The sequence below is a fragment of the Psychrobacter sp. DAB_AL62B genome, from assembly GCF_028895345.1.
Classification (GTDB): domain Bacteria; phylum Pseudomonadota; class Gammaproteobacteria; order Pseudomonadales; family Moraxellaceae; genus Psychrobacter.
Genome location: NZ_SAXC01000001.1, coordinates 471,397 through 488,523, shown reverse-complemented (window position 1 = coordinate 488,523; position 17,127 = coordinate 471,397). Strand labels below are relative to the sequence as shown.

The window sequence follows — 17,127 nt, the reverse complement described above, 5'->3', positions numbered from 1 at the left end:
AGAGATGCTCTCGAAATAGCGCCCTGCAATACATCAATATAAGCCGCGACCATCCTCAGGTTTTAGGCGTAAAAAGTATAATCCGGACAGGATAGTCAAAATACCCAGTATCCAATACGTGGTTTGAAAGGCAGCCAACGTATCAAGCTGCAGGCGCTCACGCAATAGGTTAAGCAGCGCCGCCCCAAAGGCAATACCGAAGCTGATGGCCAGTTGTTGATTAACGGCCATCAAACTATTGCCACTACTGGTTTGCGTGCCTTCTAAGTCACCGATGGTAATCGTATTCATTGCGCTAAACTGCATGGAATTACAAGCGCCCATCACCGTCAAAATTGGGATAAACCAAATCCATTGTGACGAATCGCTAAATTGCGCCAATACAATAATGAGCACGCCCATCAAAAAGGTATTGTAGACAAGAACCGTGCGATAGCTATAACGCTGGATAATCTTGCTGACCCACGGTTTAATACCTATTGCCCCCACAGCGATGGGCGCAAGCAGCCATCCTGCTCGTGAGGGGGAGTACTCAAACACCACTTGTAATAATAATGGCAATAAAAATGGCACCGCGCTGATGCCAAGGCGGGTAAATAGGTTGCCTGTAATGCCAATGCGAAAGGTACGGATACTGAATAGACTCAACGGAAACAACGGTGCAGAGCGACGTTTGGCATGCCACACATACACGCCTATCAATAGACTTGCCAGCAATCCAAGCATGAGCCCATAAAATCCGCGACCTGTCTGCGAACCAAACTCTACAGCGAGGGTAAAACCACACGCAGCGGCAGCAAATAACAAAAAACCTGTCCAATCTAGACGTTTGGTATCCTCAAATAAAGCAGGTACCAGCTTTTCACCCATGATAAAGCCAAAAATACCCATTGGAATGTTGATTAAAAATATCCAATGCCAACTGGTGTACTGAACGATATAACCACCCAATACCGGTCCGACCAATGGCGCAACCAATGCGGGTATCACTGCAAAGTTCATGACGGTTAAGAGCTTATTGCGCGGATAAGATTTGACCAATATCAACCGCGCAACGGGTGTCATCATTGCGCCGCCGATACCTTGTACAATACGTGAGCCAATCAAAAGGTTTAAGGTAGGAGAAGCAGCACAAAATAGTGAGCCAATACAAAAGATAATGATCGCGGACAAAAACACTCGCCGTGTGCCATATTTATCCGCTAAAAACCCACTAATGGGAATAAAAATAGCCAAGGTAAGCGCATAACTGATGACAGCCCACTGCATTTTGAGCGGTGATTCGCCCAGTGCTTGCGCCATTTGTGGCAGCGAGGTATTAAGGATGGTGGCATCCAAAATCTGCATAAACAGAGCGACGGCTAGCACGTAGGGCAAGTATTTCGCTTGAACAGGAGAGAGGAGTGAAGTGGGAGTAGTAGCAGTTGGATTAGTCACGTTTTCTTAGTTGCTCATCAAGGTGTTGGACGATAATATCAGGATCTTTAATCCACGCTCCATGTGGATTGCCTTTTATATGTTCGGGTAGTTTGACAGAAATCAAGGTCGAGTCGGCACACAGTTTGGCAAGGTTTTGCGTAGATTTGTAAGGGGCATAGTCATCGCCCTCGATATAGAAGTAGATACCACGGCCACTACCCGCGTTTTTGCTTGCCTGCAAATCCGCCTGAATAAAGTCGTAGCGGCCAGTTAATGCGGTATGGCACCAGTCATTCATCACGCCTTTAGGTTCGCGATCACCAAAGCTAATCTTATAGCCTGGAAAATAGCCATAGATAGCGAGCATAGGTTTAAAGAGAGCCACAGCGCGTAGGATATTTAACTTGCCAGCAGCCCCTTGCCAGTTTTTATAATGCAGATTGCCCGTAGCGACCCCAATCACTGGCACGTCATGCAGCGCACTATAAATCGTCGCCATATGGCCCCCTAAGCTATGACCAAACAAGTAGGTGTCTTTATGCTCTGAGAGCTCAAGCAACTGGGGGATAAAGTTGTCGATAATATCTTGATAGTTATAGTCGACGCTTCGATCAACTTGCGGGGTGTTTTCACCACAACAAGGGTAGTCAGCCGCGATGACGGTATAGCCTTTAGCGACTAATTCCATAAACAACTTACTGTATTTACGTAGAGGTACGCCAATAGCGGTCAGAAATACTAAGGTAGTGTGTTGGTCATCTGCCGGTGCGGGCGTATGAGTGTGCACGTTTACCGTATATTGCCCTTTAAATTTAAAAGTCGTCATTGTGCTTATCCTCTATGATTATAGTAGTCATTCTTATAGATGTTATCGTCGTCATTATTTTAGTTGTATTAGGGCATGTACTAGCTTTATTAAATAGCTACTAAAAAACAATCGTAGCCATCTTGATAGCCATTATCCATAGCGTTGCACAAGAGAGTATATAGACAATAAAGCGGTGCATAACTTGGTTATAACTGCACTGAATTACACTATGAACCGCCCGCAAAATCACAAACGCCCATGCCGCCTGATAGAGCCAGTTTGTTAGCGTCATGTCTTGAATTCTCAGCAACTCGGCTGATAGACAGATGACATAAAATAATACCGGCATCTCAAATAGGTTCTGCAAGTTATAAGCGGGTAAGTTGACGGATTCAGGCAATAGAGCCGTCAGCTTAGCAGGGGTGCGAATCGACTGAGGGTCGATACCTTCTGTTTGCAAATACCGCAAGCGTTTAATATACATCCAGCCCCACACACCAGCGGTCACCCCCATCATTCCTACTATAGGTTGAATAAAGCTGGGTTGTATGAAATTTGCCATGATAATCCCTTACCTTAAAGTTGTCCTGCAGTATAAAAACTTATGGTCCACTTCGCATTGATATATATCAAGAGGAGGGTTTTTGATGGCGAACTCGGCTTAAGGTTTCGGGGGTAATACCAAGGTAAGAAGCCACTTGCATACTGGGCATATCATCGACAATCTTGCTCGGCATAGTGTTCTTAAAGCACTGATAACGCTGAGCAGCTGTTTTTAATTGAATCATCCGCAGTCGCTCCTCAATAGATTTGTAGTGCCGTAGAGCAATCTCAAGCTGAATAATTTGTCCCCAGTTTACTTTTAGTGATTGTAATTGAAGACTGGCTGGATGATTGGGCTGGCTAGCCATTAGATAGGAGAGCGGCAGCCAGTAACCCTCACACCCTGTTATACATTGAGCCGTTTCCGTTGCTATACAGTCTTTACCAAATCGCCAATGGTCAATAGCCGCGTAGAAAGGTAAGATGATTGACGCATCGCATAAGAAACGTAGATTAACCTCATGATGTGATTGGATATCGAAGACCCTTACCAACCCTGAGCTTAAGACCAATATTTTATGCACATGTTGGCCGCTATGGTAGATATTGTCTCCCTTAGCAAATTGCACAGGCACTAAGTTAGTTAGGTCTGCCAATAAATCGCTAAGTTGTGCTGGTGGATACTGTGGTAACAACGTGGCTAATAAGTCGAGCATTCGTTTCTCCGCAATGGGCTAATAGATGAAGTAACTTTTATTATTTTATGGTCATAACTTTACTTTCATTTAAATATTGTACACCTCGTAAAATCACTAATTGATGACTTTGAATCGCTAGCTTATTATAAAAACACCTCTAAACCTCTAAATAAACACATTTAAGCCTAAAAGGATTTCTCTATGAGCCATACAACTGATAACAATAATGACAACAACGAATCATATACGCCACCAAAAGTTTGGATCCAAGATAAAGAGAACGGTGGTAAGTTCTCTAGTATCAATCGTCCCACCGCCGGCGCGCGCCATAACAAAGAGCTGCCAGTAGGCGATGCACCGTTACAACTGTATTCACTGAATACCCCAAACGGAGTTAAAGCAAACATTCTATTAGAAGAGTTGGCTGAGCTTGGTATCAAAGAAGCCGCTTATGATGCCTATAAAATTGATATCTCGGAAGGCGATCAATTTGGCTCAGGCTTCGTCGCCATAAACCCTAACTCAAAGATTCCTGCGCTAGTCGATTATTCTGGGGAGACGCCTATCAAGTTATTTGAGTCGGGCGCTATTTTGATGTACTTGGCAGAGAAGTTTGAAAAGTTTATTCCTATTGAATCAGGTCAGCCTCGTGCCAATTGTCTTTCTTGGGTGATGTGGCAGATGGGTAGTGCGCCATATTTAGGCGGCGGTTTTGGTCATTTTTACGCTTACGCTCCTGAACCAATGGAATATCCTATTAATCGATTTACCATGGAGGTTAAACGCCAGCTTGACGTCCTTGACCGCCACCTAAAAGACAATGAATACCTGTGTGGTAATAACGAGTCTGATTATAATATTGCCGATATCATTATTTGGGCATGGTATGGCCAACTGGTACTTGGCAAGCTCTATGATGCTGCTGAATTCTTACAAGTTGATGACTATAAAAACGTGCAGCGTTGGGCGGAAAAAATAGCCGAACGTCCAGCAGTCAAACGCGCAGTAGACTTAGTGCTTGAGCCAATTGTCTAGTCTAATCCATACTGTCTATAGAATAGTATTAGCTCAGTATGATAGCCAAGCAATATCGTAAACAGCTGAACGATAGAAGCATAAGATTGAAAATAAAAAAGGTTAATAAGGAATTCTCTTATTAATCTTTTTTGTATTTAACGTATTCATAATTCCATATACATATATGGATATATTCAAATAGAGCTGTACTTCAATATTTACATAATGGTACATTAGTACAACAGATAGAAACATTGATACGTTAAGATAGCAGTCACCGCCTTAATAGGCCGGTGTTTATATTTCTTCTATTAATGAGTAAAAATTATGAAGAATAATAATAAGCTTAAGGGTCGACCATTACTGTTGTTGAGTAAGATTGGTCAGAGCGATATTAAAAAAACTCAATATTCAAACAATACTTCTTATTTTAAAAGAAATGCTATAAAAACTAAAAAGACATCAGTATTCATGCCAAAGAAAATTTTATTACCCATATTTGCAGCAATCAGCACCGCTTTATTTAGCGCTACGAGTATTGCTGGCACGCCCGTTGATTTTAGCAGCCAAGATTGGCAAGTCGCTTGTGATAATACCCGTACTTGCCGGCTGGCAGGCTATCAAGCAGATAGCAATAGCGAGCTGCCTGTCTCCTTATTATTAGTGCGCCGTGCAGGTGCCAATGCGACGATCGATGGTCAGGTTAAACTTGGCGGTGCTAAAGAAAGCTCTGCCAAGGCATTGATGCAATTGGGCAATCGCCACCGGATATCGTTGTTTATTAATAATGTAGATCACGGAGAAACCAGACCTTTTTCAGCTGCAGCAGGTTATGCAGAGCTTACCTCGGCGCAAGTAACGGCGCTGTTAGAAGCACTGACCAAATCGAGCAAGATTGAATTGGTCATTCGCAATACGCGCTGGCAGTTATCTGATAAGGGTGCAAATGCAGTCATGCTCAAAGCGGATGAAGCACAGGGTCGAGTAGGTACGCCAAGCGCCTTTATTCGTGACAGCATCACCAAGTCTAATAGCAGCGTCTTGGTACCCAAAGCCATACCGTCGATACAGCTGGTCACACCTAACCCCAAAGCTACTTCTAGTAGTAAGAAAAAATTCGCAATGCGCGCTTCTGAGTTATCAAAGATAATGAAAAACACCATGAGCGACGTAGATACTGACTGCCCAAACTTATCTGATAAGTCACCATGGCGCGTCAGTCGCTTAAATAGCAGACAATTACTCGCACAACATGACTGCTGGACAGGCGCTTATAATATCGGCATAGGTGTCTGGGTGCTCAATGACAGTAAACCTTACAAGCCCACATTAGTGACGACTGGCGCAACAGATTATAATAGCGGCAAAATAACTTCAGTACAAAAGGGTCGTGGTATTGGTGACTGCCTGTCCAAAACCGAGTGGTTATGGACCGGAAAAAACTTTGAAAAAAGCCATGAAAGCACTACTGGGCTATGCCGCATGATTGCAGCGGGCGGTGCGTGGCAACTGCCAACTCATGTTACTGAAGTTAAAATATCGCGTTAATGCTAAATTTGTTTAATAAATCAAATTTAGTGTCCGTTATTAGTCATATAAGGCTTTCTACACCTTGTTTTATGACTTATTTTAATAAAAACAGCAAAATAGCTACTGATTGCAGTTTTGTTGTGCTATACTGCGTCGCCACGTTAGCTTAGACTAATGTGAATTATGAGATTGATAACATCGCCTGCGATTTTGGGTCTAGGATGACCGAAAGTAATTGTTGCCGATGATTTTGTGTACTTAAATAATCCTATTATTTTTGACTCATATCTTATCTACGGACCCTTGTAGGGGCTAGATTGGTTGTTATTTACCTTTATCTGCTTTGGACAAAGCATTGATATTGAGTTTTTAGCAGACAAAGATGAGACACTCGGCACTACCACCAAAATACGTCAGACAGCACGAACGCCTTTATACTATTGACAAGCCTTATGGGTTTGGCATGCAATTATCATCATTTTGATAATAAGTGTATATCGGCAGCGTGATGAACGGTTATCAGTGGTATGCATCAAGTCTGCTGAATTTACAGCAGCTTATACTTACCAAGGATCTTCATGACTGACATCTTATCTGCAATCGCTGCTGAAAACGGCATCATCGAAACTACTAACACCCCAAATACTAATAATGAAGCGGCTACAACTGACGCTACCGATGAAAATCAAGTTACTTTTACTGACTTAAACATTGCCAAGCCGATTCTTACCGCGCTTGAGCGTAGTGGCTATACCAATCCAACTCCTATTCAAGCACAAGCGATCCCTTTTGCATTAGAAGGCCGTGACCTTTTATTGTCTGCGCAAACGGGTAGTGGTAAAACTGCTGCTTTCGTCATCCCAGTACTTGATCGCCTAAGCCGTGCGACTAGCTTCGACAAATTGACCAAAGCCCTTATCCTAACGCCAACGCGTGAACTTGCTCAGCAAGTACATGATAGCGTACGTACCTATTCTAAAGATATGCGCGGTCTATTTTGTGTACCATTAGTTGGCGGCGCACCATACAACGGTCAGATTACTGCTTTGAAAAAAGGCGTACAAGTTATCGTTGCAACACCTGGTCGTCTACTTGACCATATCAATGCGGGTCGCGTTGACTTATCAAGCCTTGAAATACTAGTTCTTGATGAAGCTGACCGTATGCTAGACATGGGTTTTGCTGACGATATCAGTGATATCCTACGTGCAGCACCGACTGATCGTCAAACCATTATGTGTTCAGCAACTTGGGATGGCCCAGTAGGCAAAATCGCTGCCAGCTTCACGAAAAACCCTGAGCGTGTATCTATTAAAGTTGAATCAGCACACATTGAAGAAAAAGTATATTACTGTGATGATTTTGATCACAAAAACCGTTTACTTGATAAAATCGTTTGCCACAAAGACATGGAACAAATCATTATCTTTGCTGCCACCAAACGTAGCACTGAAAAACTAGCAAAACAGTTACAAGAAGACGGTCATAAAGCAAGCTTCCTACATGGTGACTTACCACAAAGCAAGCGTAACCGCATTGTTCAAGACTTACGTAATGGTAAATGCAAAATCTTAGTTGCAACTGACGTTGCTGCTCGTGGTCTAGACGTGCCAGCACTATCGCATGTCATCAACTATGACTTACCACGTCAAACGGAAGATTACGTTCACCGTATCGGTCGTTGTGGCCGTGCCGGTCGTACTGGTGTTGCTATCAGCCTATGTAGCATGGATGATCGTCCACAGCTTAACGCCATTAACCGTTATTTAGATCGCAAAATGGAAGTATCTGTTATCGAAGGCATGGAGCCTAAGAAAACGTACGTTCCTAGCGAAAATAAAGGTAGTCCTCGCGGTCGTGGCCGTGGTCGCTCTAATGGCGGCGGTAATGGTCAAGGTCGTGGTCGTTCAGCAGGTGGTTATGCTGGTGCTGGCAAACCTAGTGGTCAAGGTCGTGGTCGCCCATCAGGTGATAGCAGTACTGGCACTGGTCAACGCGCAAGCAATGACAGCGGTTATCAAGGTAAGCCACGTGATTCATCTGGCAAGCCAAATGAGCGTTCAGGTGGCAAGCCGTATCAAGGCAAGCGCACTGGTGCTCCTAGCCGTGGTGATGGCGCAAGCGCTCCACGTGGTGATCGCGCAGCAACGGGTCGTGGTCGTCCAAGTGGCAGCCAAGGCCGTCCAGCTGGTCGTTCTGACAGTCGTGGTCAAGGTCGTCCAAACGGCGGCAACCGTGGTAACAACTCGTAATAGTCTTATATTTAACGATTAGCAGGTGTTTTAATAAATATATTGGTTTAATCGTATAAATAAAAGATAATGCATTAAAAAGCCAGATACTCGTTATCTGGCTTTTTTGTGTTTAATGGTTTGATATTGATTGCCAGGTAGAGATGTGACTGAGGTGTATGCAAGCACTTAAGATAATCTGAATTATTTAAACGAGGTAAATAAACTTAGCTTTGTACTCGATAGTTGCTTGCGCGTCTTTTTTGCCTTGTCTATACTGACAAGCTTTTATTCATCGTGTGCTGCGGAGCCAGTTGATGCCCGATATTTCTCATTTAGCAATTGATAGTTTGCCCTTAGCGTTTGGCATCATTATGGCGATTATCGGTTTGGTGTTTTATACCCAAGCATTGCCCGGTAGATTTTGGCAACGTTTTTATGCAGTTCTACCGGGTATCGTGCTGTGCTGCTTTATACCTGCGACGCTAAACAGCTTAGGTGTCTTCGCTGATGGTATCGGTTCGCAGATTTATGGTTTTACCGCGACTTATCTGCTGCCAGCAAGTTTGTTATTGATGACCTTGTCTATGGACGTCCCTAAGATACTGGGCTTGGGCTGGAAAGCGATTGCGATGTTCTTTGCTGCTAGTGTTGCCATTGTCATTAGCGGGCCTATTAGCTTGGGCATTGCTAAATGGGTATCGCCTGAGATGTTTATTGATGACACGCTATGGCGCGGTTTTTCAGCAGTAGCGGGTAGTTGGATTGGTGGCGCGGCAAACCAAGCGGCAATGAAAGAGCTGTTTGGCGTCAGTGATGACTTGTTTGGTATGATGATCTTGGTCGATACCACCAATGCTTCATTATGGTTACTGGCTATCTTAGTTATGGCAAAACACAGTGATAAGATTGACAAGTTTTTACGAGCTGATAGCAGTAGTATTGATAAAGTAATTGCAGCGGTTGAAAGCTATGAGCGTGATAATGCGCGTCCAGCCACGCTTAATGATTTGATGGTGATGTTTGGTTTGTGCTTTGCGATGGTCGGGGTAGCACATTTCGTCGGCGGGCAGATTGCTGGGTTCTTTGCGCCTTATAGCTGGGCAGTACAGTATAGCTTTGCAAGCTCGTTCTTTTGGATGGTGGTGATTATCACCTTAATAGGCGTTATCTTCTCTTTTACTAAAATACGCAGACTCGATCATGTCGGTGCTTCCAAAATCGGTACGGTGTTTATCTTTGTATTGATTGCGGCTATTGGTATGCAAATTAATCTGTCTGGCATCGTCTCACAATGGCGGCTACTGCTGATTGGTCTGTTATGGATGAGCATCCATGTGGTGATAATATTTATTGTCGCTAGAATCATTCGTGCGCCGTTCTTCTTTTTAGCAGTCGGCTCTAATGCCAATACGGGCGGTGCGTCATCTGCGCCTATCGTCGCGACAGCCTTTCATCCATCGCTTGCACCCGTTGGCGTGTTTTTAGGTATCTTAGGTTATGCGGTAGGAACGTTTGGCGGTTATATCAGCACTCAGTTGATGCGCTTGGTGGTGTCTTAGTTTAGTAACACTTTAGACAGCAAGACAAATACTGTTCACTATTTTAAGCGCTTGAAATCATATTCTTTTTACGTCAAAACCCGCACTGATAATAAGCAGTTGCGGGTTTTTTGTTCTTCTAACTTGATATCTAGTAGTTAATACTACGCTTTAAAAAAACTTTGAAATTAAGTTTTAATGTTAAGTATCGTTTTGTCTAACTCTGCTAGTAATAGGTAAACCTAGCCTAGGTATTTAACCCTGATATGTTAACCTTTTTAAGACTTCATAATAAAAATTAATAGGAATAGTAATTTTATGACCAATAATGAAAAGACTCCTAACCATTTTAATAATAACTTTAACAACAGCGCTATTAATAATACCTCTCACAGCCACATTCAGGTAAGGGGTGCACGCGTTCATAATCTCAAAAATGTGGATGTTGATTTACCGCGCGATGCGTTGGTAGTATTCACGGGTATATCTGGCTCAGGAAAATCATCGTTAGCATTTGGTACGTTATTTGCTGAATCACAACGGCGTTATCTTGACTCCGTATCGCCATATGCCAGACGACTCATTGACCAAGTCGATGAGCCGGATGTTGACGCGATAGAAGGTTTACCGCCAGCAGTCGCCTTACAGCAGCAGCGCGGTACACCTTCAGTGCGCTCATCCGTTGGTAGTGTCACGACCATCTCAAACGGTCTACGCATGCTGTACTCACGAGCGGGAGAGTATCCAGTAGGCCAAGAGATGCTATATGCCGATGCGTTTTCTCCCAATACGCCAGAAGGCGCTTGTCCTACTTGTTCAGGTATCGGCCGCGTGTTTGAAGTAACCGAAAAACTAATGGTTCCTGATGATACTAAGACTATTCGCGAGCGTGCTATCGCCTCTTGGCCGCCAGCGTGGCAGGGTCAAAACCTAAGCCGTATCTTAACGACACTTGGTTATGATATCGATAAACCTTGGCATAGCTTACCTAAGAAAACCCGCGACTGGATTCTGTTTACCGATGATACGCCAACGGTGCCTGTCTATCCTGAGTACAATCTTGAGCAAACCCGTCAAGCGATTGAAAAAGGTGAAAAACCAAACTATATGGGCACCTTTACCAGCGCCAAAAACTTCGTTTTACATTCTTTTGCCAATACCCAAAGCCCTCGCACCAAAAAGCGCGTCTCGCAGTTTATGCAAATATCGGAGTGTCCAGAATGCCATGGCAAGAAACTTAAGAAAGAATCGCTGTCAGTCAAATTTGCCGGATTGGATATCGGCGAGTTATCACAATTAACCCTCACCGAACTGGCACTTAAGTTAGAGGATGCTGCCAATAGAATCCCGACTGATGACATACCAAACCGTGAAAAAGCCATCGTTGCTCAGCGTATTGCCAGTGATATTCTTGCCCGCGTCGAAGCACTGACAAGATTGGGGCTAGGATACCTATCACTTGGACGCACGACACCAACTTTATCTCCTGGTGAGTTACAGCGTTTGCGATTGGCAACGCAGATTCGCTCGCAGCTCTTTGGTGTGGTATATGTCTTGGATGAGCCGTCCGCAGGTCTACATCCTGCCGACACTCAAGCATTGCTGGGTGCTTTAGATGAGCTAATAGCGGCGGGTAACTCGGTATTTGTTGTCGAGCATGATGTAAGTGTGATTAGGCATGCGGACTGGGTGGTAGATGTCGGTCCAAAGGCTGGCACGCATGGTGGTGAGATTGTTTATAGTGGGCCGGTAGAGGGCTTACGTGACGTTGCTGAGTCGCATACCGGTCAGTATCTTTTTAACGATACGACCATGGTTAAAGAAAAATCAGAGATAAGAAAACCAACGGCTTGGCTTAAGCTTGAGAATGTCGAACGAAACAATGTCAAAGGGTTAGACGTTGAGTTTCCATTAGGCGTGATGACCAGTGTGACTGGAGTTTCCGGCTCAGGTAAATCAAGTTTGGTCAGTCAAGCTTTGGTCGAGCTAGTAAATGAGCAGTTGGGACAAAAAGTCATCAATGAGGCGCCAACGGATGAAGTGGGTTTATTGGAACAAGAGTTTGACACAGTAACAGGTGGCGAAATTGTTGCTGGCATGGACAAGGTCAGTCGCCTGATTAATATTAATCAAAAAGCCATTGGCCGTACACCACGCTCAAACCTTGCAACTTATACAGGTCTGTTCGATGATGTTCGTAAATTATTTGCGTCAACTAAACAAGCAAAAGCGCATGGCTATGATGCTGGTCGCTTTTCATTTAACACGATAAAGGGACGTTGCCCAAACTGTGAGGGATTAGGGTTTGTCAGTGTTGAGCTGTTATTTTTACCCAGTGTCTATGCACCGTGTCAAGTTTGTCATGGTCAACGCTATGATGATGACACGCTCGCCATCCATTATCGAGATAAAAACATCGCTGAAGTACTGAATTTAACGGTTGAGATGGCTTATGAATTCTTTGTGGACGAGGCGTCAATCTTGCGCTCCTTAGACGCTTTATTGCAAGTTGGTCTAGGCTATTTACGTCTTGGTCAACCCGCTACTGAGCTATCAGGCGGTGAAGCGCAGCGCATTAAACTTGCGACCGAACTTCAGCGTATCCAGCGAGGCGATACCCTTTATATATTGGACGAGCCTACCACCGGACTACATCCTGCTGATGTCTCCATGCTGATGACACAATTAAATGGACTCGTCGATTCGGGTAACACGGTGATCATGGTCGAGCATGACATGCAAGTGGCCAGTAATAGCGATTGGATTATTGATATTGGGCCAGGGGCTGGCGAGGAGGGCGGGCTGATTGTTGCTGAAGGTACACCTGATGATGTCGCAAAATCGAAGATTAGCCGAACGGCACAGTTTCTATTGGTGTAGGGTTATTTGCTAAAGTATCATAATGGTTGGTAAGTGATAGACTTAATAGAAACATCACATTGTCATATAGATAAAGGACGCCCAAATGAAAGTTACTGGGAACTCTGGAAATGCTGAAAATTTAAAAATAGAGATCTATCAAAGTGCCGATGGTCAAGCACAAGTAGATGTACGTTTTGAACAAGAGACGGTCTGGCTATCTCAAGCACAAATGACTGAAATATTTGGTCGCGACCAGTCTGTAATTTCACGTCATATTGCGAATGCCATAAACGATGAAGAAGTGTCTGAAAAAAGCAATATGCAAAAAATGCATATTGCAAATTCTGATCGACCCGTCGTCTTATATGACTTAGATGTGGTCATTTCAGTGGGTTACCGCATCAAGTCAGCTCAAGGCGTGCAGTTTAGACGCTGGGCAACTCAGCGCTTACGTGAATATTTGGTGCAAGGTTATACGCTCAACCAAGAGCGCTTTGATAAAAACTCTGCCGAATTACAACAAGCCTTAAACTTAATCAAAAAAACCGCGCAAAGTCCTGAGCTAAAAACTGACGAAGGGCGCGGCTTGATTGAGATTATCAGTCGTTATACGCAAACCTTTTTATGGTTACAACGTTATGATGAAGGATTATTAGACGATCCAGCGGGGCAGGACGGTGGCGTATTATCCAGTCCGACTGAGGCCATGGCAGCATTGAATGATTTAAAATCACAGCTTATGACAAGGGGCGAGGCGACGGAACTGTTTGCCAAGCCTCGTGGTGACGGTTTGGCTAGTGTGCTCGGAAATTTAGAGCAAACAGTCTTTGGTGAGCCTGCTTATCCGACTATCGAGAGCAAGGCGGCACATTTATTATACTTTATGGTAAAAAACCATCCCTTTACGGATGGTAATAAACGCAGCGGTGCTTTTTTGTTTGTAGATTTTTTACATCGTAATGGTCGATTGCTCAATGACCAAGGTGACATGGTCATTAATAATACCGGCCTTGCAGCATTAACCTTATTGGTAGCTGAGTCCGATCCGAACCAAAAAGAGACCTTGATTAAACTTATCATGAACATGCTGTCATTAGAGGTTTAACGATAAAGGCTCAGCTATATAGGCTTAAAAAATGATATTTAGCAAAAATAGACTTAGCTTGTATTCTTTAGTCCTAGCCGTTACGGTTGCGACGACCGGTTGTAGTGACGAGCCAAACCAAAACGTCTTGCCAGCGGACAACACTGTTATTGCACTGGGCGATTCGCTTACTCATGGTTATGGGGCAAAGCCCTGAGACCGCTTATCCGGCTGTATTAGCTGAAATGACGCGATGGAGTATTGCCAATGAGGGTGTCAATGGTAATACCTCAGCTGATGTGCTGGCAAGTACTGATCAAGTAATTAGTAGAAACCCTAATTTGGTATTGCTGGGGGTAGGTGGTAACGACGTGTTACGTCGAGTTCAGCCTAAAACGACTCGTGCTAATATCACCGCGACTATTAATAAGCTTAAATCAGCAGATATTCCTGTCGTACTTATCGCGCAACCACACTTTAGCGCGAGCTCGATTTTTGGTAAAGCTAGTGACAATCCTATTTATAAAGACATCGCCAAGAGTGAAGATGTACCGCTTTATGCGAGTGGCTGGTCAAAAGTGTTGTCTGATGAAAGTCTTAAGTCTGACCAAATTCATGCGAACAGCGCAGGCTATCGAAATTTTGCTGAGGGCTTGTATAGCTATTTACAGGAAGAGGGTGTGGCGAGATGATGGAAGCTCTATGCAATACTCTCAACAAAAATATTAACCAAGCTCTTATAAAGGTGTTATTGATAAGTAAAAAATAGAGAGCCTGTTAGCCAAGCTCTCCATTCTCTCCATTATTGTTGATAGTTACTGCTTTAACTCATTAAGTTAGAACTACATTACTACTACCAAACCTTCATCTGGGCCAATCTTGCCATCACATATATCTTGGTAAACATCTTCTAGGCTATTGAGGCCATCCAGCTCTTTGATCTTAAGCCAAGGAGTAGTTTTTGCAGCGCTTTTCATTATATAGCCCATAGAGCGTTTGTTAAATTCTTCTTGACCCCATTCCTTCATGCGCTGCTGCATATGGCTGGGTGCAAAAAATTGATGGCTACGCTCTTTAATAATGCCATCGGCGCCTCGTGGCTCATCCCAGTGGGTTAAGCCTACATTGCTGGTGTAGCGCATGTTATCACCTAAATGCATATGCAGTTGACTGAGTAAGTCAGCATTGGCCGACATATCTACAATGACAGTCGGCTTGCTTGCATCAATCTGCTCCAAGTTGTCATAGCTTAAAGCGCTATCATAGGCACCAATTGAATTGACAAAATCCAGATGGTGATCTGATGTGAGACCAATGATATGTGGTGCGTCTTTATCGTCAGCTAAACCATAGGCCAAGCCCGTACTGGTCTTACTAGAAGCACTGATAATCACCACTTGTTCAGCACCAAACCAATCATTACTCTTTAGTAGATCATATAAACAAAAGGACGCCATATGTAATGGAAACAACAGCATGCGTTGATTATCATTGGCGCGATCATAACCCGGTTCATGCTTTACTCGTTGATACATATTATAGGTAGGGGGCAGCTGTGCACGATGAGCACTGCCGTCCGTCAAGCTCGCTGGTGTCACCCTCATCGGCTTTATCACCAACTCATTGGCTGGCGGGAAATAGCCAAACAGCCGTTCGCCGACTCGCAGCTCGGTATTATTTGATTCAATCACATCAGCAAAACCCCATACTGGAATAATGCCCCATTTTTGAGCATTTTCGCCATGTGGCGGGAAAAATTGCCAATATTGTAATTGATCGCCCATTGCTGCATAGGTAATGTTGTTGGCGGTAAAAGCGAAGCGGTCGACCTTAACTAAGACTTCGCCATCGTTAACCGTATTGATTGGTGCTTGTATTAAACGACTTTGAGTTATATCTTCTTTATTAGTTTGAAATTCTTGCATCGTTATCTCCTCAAAATTTGGCTATTAGAAAGATAAATTAGCAAAGTTAATGATAGTGCTGTGTAATATGATGTTATGGTTTAATGATATTAAAGGGAGATAAAATGTTCAACATAATAAAGGACTGGCGTGAGAAACGCATATTGGACAACAGCGAATTTACCAATGGCGATTGGATGCAAGCTGCCGAACGTATTGTGATACTTGATAGGCTGAACAAGGAAGAGATGAGTCGTTTATTCGAGCTGGCGACGTTGTTTTTACATGATAAAACGATTACTGGTGCGCAAGGCTTTGAAATCACAAACGCTGTCAGGCAGTCGATTGCCTTGCAAGCTTGTTTACCTATCTTAAACTTAAGCCTTGAATGGTACGCTGGCTGGTCATCAATTATTATCTATCCTGGTTCTTACACTAGCGAAAGCACGACCGTAGATGAGTTCGGTATCGTCCATGAGGGTCACCAACATCGTAGCGGCGAAGCCTGGCTGCGTGGACCTGTTATTTTGTCATGGAAAGATGCCAAGCATTCAGGCGAGCGTGATGGTCACAATGTCGTCATCCATGAGTTTGTCCATAAGCTTGATATGCTTAACGGTAGCGCCAACGGTTTTCCGCCGCTACAACCCGATATGGACCCTAATAGATGGACTGAGATTATGACGCGGGATTTTGAAGATTTTCAAACCCATCGTAAATCAGGACTGGATCGCTATGGTACTACCAATCCGGCTGAGTTTTTTGCCGTGCTCAGTGAAGTTTTTTTTGAGACACCGCAAAAACTAGTAGATGCTTATCCTGATATTTACGACATTATGGTTAAGTTTTTTCGTCAGACGCCGATGTGAATAAAAAGTATCTTTGTAGAATTTATTAGAAAAACCAATTATAAGAATATAACTATCATGAAAAAATCGCTTATCTTAATTTGTGCTTTGCTAATCACGCATACGGTACAAGCAAGCTTTCCCTCTGAAATTCAAACTCAAAAAGATTCTATCAATGCACCCTTACAATATCCTAAAGAGTTGCAAGAGCTAGGATTGTATATCGATTCAACCCTAGATGCTGTGAAAAATATCTCTGATAAGGAAGACTTTTGTTCGAATCAGACAGTTTTTGCCTTTAATATTATGGAAATAAGACAAAAAGGGGTGGATTATAGCGATATTTATCATTTAATGAATATGAATAACAAAGCAGATTTGACGACAAAAGGAATGGCTAAATTAGATAGTTATAGGGGTGTTTTTGAAGAAGCATATGATTATCCAATATATAACAGCAAAGAGGATAAGGGGACTGCCACCACCTTTTACATGACTTATAAAAACCATCAATGTTTACTCAGTTTATAAGTCATCTTAGTCGCTACTTTCTAAAATTTTTAATAGCTTAAAACATTGAATACGAAGTAATAAAAAAGGGCAGTGCATCACATACGATGTACCGCCCTTTTTTTAATAAAT

14 protein-coding genes are annotated in these 17,127 nt (G+C 43.3%); 9 read left to right on the top strand and 5 right to left on the bottom strand.

Annotated features, from left to right (window positions below; genetic code table 11):
* Positions 1–33: 33 nt before the first annotated feature.
* The 4 genes from EPB74_RS01940 to EPB74_RS01925 form a co-directional block, all read right to left on the bottom strand.
* Entirely contained in the window at positions 34–1,437 is a 1,404-nt protein-coding gene (locus EPB74_RS01940) for a DHA2 family efflux MFS transporter permease subunit (RefSeq protein ID WP_274902463.1), read from the bottom strand.
* Positions 1,430–2,245 carry an alpha/beta fold hydrolase gene (locus tag EPB74_RS01935; protein ID WP_079691742.1) on the bottom strand — a complete coding sequence of 272 codons (816 nt, stop codon included), beginning with the start codon at positions 2,243–2,245 and terminating at the stop codon, positions 1,430–1,432. Before EPB74_RS01935 ends, EPB74_RS01940 begins: the two co-directional genes overlap by 8 nt.
* 100 nt (positions 2,246–2,345) lie before the next feature.
* Complete coding sequence (locus EPB74_RS01930; protein ID WP_079691743.1) at positions 2,346–2,789, bottom strand: MAPEG family protein; 444 nt, start codon at positions 2,787–2,789, stop codon at positions 2,346–2,348.
* Positions 2,790–2,856: 67 nt separating this feature from the next.
* Positions 2,857–3,486 (bottom strand): Crp/Fnr family transcriptional regulator, encoded by a 630-nt coding sequence (locus EPB74_RS01925; protein ID WP_079691744.1) that lies wholly within the window; start codon positions 3,484–3,486, stop codon positions 2,857–2,859.
* A 183-nt stretch (positions 3,487–3,669) separates the two neighbouring features.
* Between EPB74_RS01925 and yghU the strand changes: the two genes are divergently transcribed.
* From yghU to EPB74_RS01890, 7 genes are all read left to right on the top strand, one after another.
* Positions 3,670–4,503: a glutathione-dependent disulfide-bond oxidoreductase gene (yghU, locus tag EPB74_RS01920; RefSeq protein ID WP_079691745.1), complete on the top strand. Its 834-nt coding sequence runs from the start codon at positions 3,670–3,672 to the stop codon at positions 4,501–4,503.
* Positions 4,504–4,956: 453 nt separating this feature from the next.
* Positions 4,957–6,033, top strand: a complete 1,077-nt coding sequence (locus EPB74_RS01915; RefSeq protein ID WP_274902459.1) for a DUF1176 domain-containing protein — start codon at positions 4,957–4,959, stop codon at positions 6,031–6,033.
* 560 nt (positions 6,034–6,593) lie between these two features.
* Positions 6,594–8,267: a DEAD/DEAH box helicase gene (locus EPB74_RS01910; RefSeq protein WP_079691747.1), complete on the top strand. Its 1,674-nt coding sequence runs from the start codon at positions 6,594–6,596 to the stop codon at positions 8,265–8,267.
* Between the two features lie 296 nt (positions 8,268–8,563).
* Positions 8,564–9,808, top strand: a complete 1,245-nt coding sequence (locus EPB74_RS01905) for a DUF819 family protein (protein WP_274902457.1) — start codon at positions 8,564–8,566, stop codon at positions 9,806–9,808.
* Positions 9,809–10,105: 297 nt separating this feature from the next.
* Entirely contained in the window at positions 10,106–12,667 is a 2,562-nt protein-coding gene (uvrA, locus tag EPB74_RS01900) for an excinuclease ABC subunit UvrA (protein WP_274902456.1), read from the top strand.
* An 85-nt stretch (positions 12,668–12,752) separates the two neighbouring features.
* Positions 12,753–13,754: a virulence protein RhuM/Fic/DOC family protein gene (gene rhuM, locus EPB74_RS01895; protein WP_274902455.1), complete on the top strand. Its 1,002-nt coding sequence runs from the start codon at positions 12,753–12,755 to the stop codon at positions 13,752–13,754.
* A 104-nt stretch (positions 13,755–13,858) separates the two neighbouring features.
* Positions 13,859–14,425 (top strand): GDSL-type esterase/lipase family protein, encoded by a 567-nt coding sequence (locus EPB74_RS01890; protein ID WP_274902453.1) that lies wholly within the window; start codon positions 13,859–13,861, stop codon positions 14,423–14,425.
* Between the two features lie 150 nt (positions 14,426–14,575).
* Here EPB74_RS01890 and EPB74_RS01885 read toward each other — a convergent pair whose 3' ends face one another.
* Complete coding sequence (locus EPB74_RS01885) at positions 14,576–15,658, bottom strand: DUF2855 family protein (protein WP_274902451.1); 1,083 nt, start codon at positions 15,656–15,658, stop codon at positions 14,576–14,578.
* A gap of 104 nt (positions 15,659–15,762) precedes the next feature.
* Between EPB74_RS01885 and EPB74_RS01880 the strand changes: the two genes are divergently transcribed.
* Both EPB74_RS01880 and EPB74_RS01875 read left to right on the top strand, forming a co-directional pair.
* A complete protein-coding gene (locus tag EPB74_RS01880; protein WP_274902450.1) occupies positions 15,763–16,506 on the top strand; it encodes a M90 family metallopeptidase in 744 nt (247 codons plus the stop codon).
* Between the two features lie 57 nt (positions 16,507–16,563).
* Complete coding sequence (locus EPB74_RS01875) at positions 16,564–17,016, top strand: hypothetical protein (RefSeq protein ID WP_274902449.1); 453 nt, start codon at positions 16,564–16,566, stop codon at positions 17,014–17,016.
* Positions 17,017–17,127 lie beyond the last annotated feature (111 nt).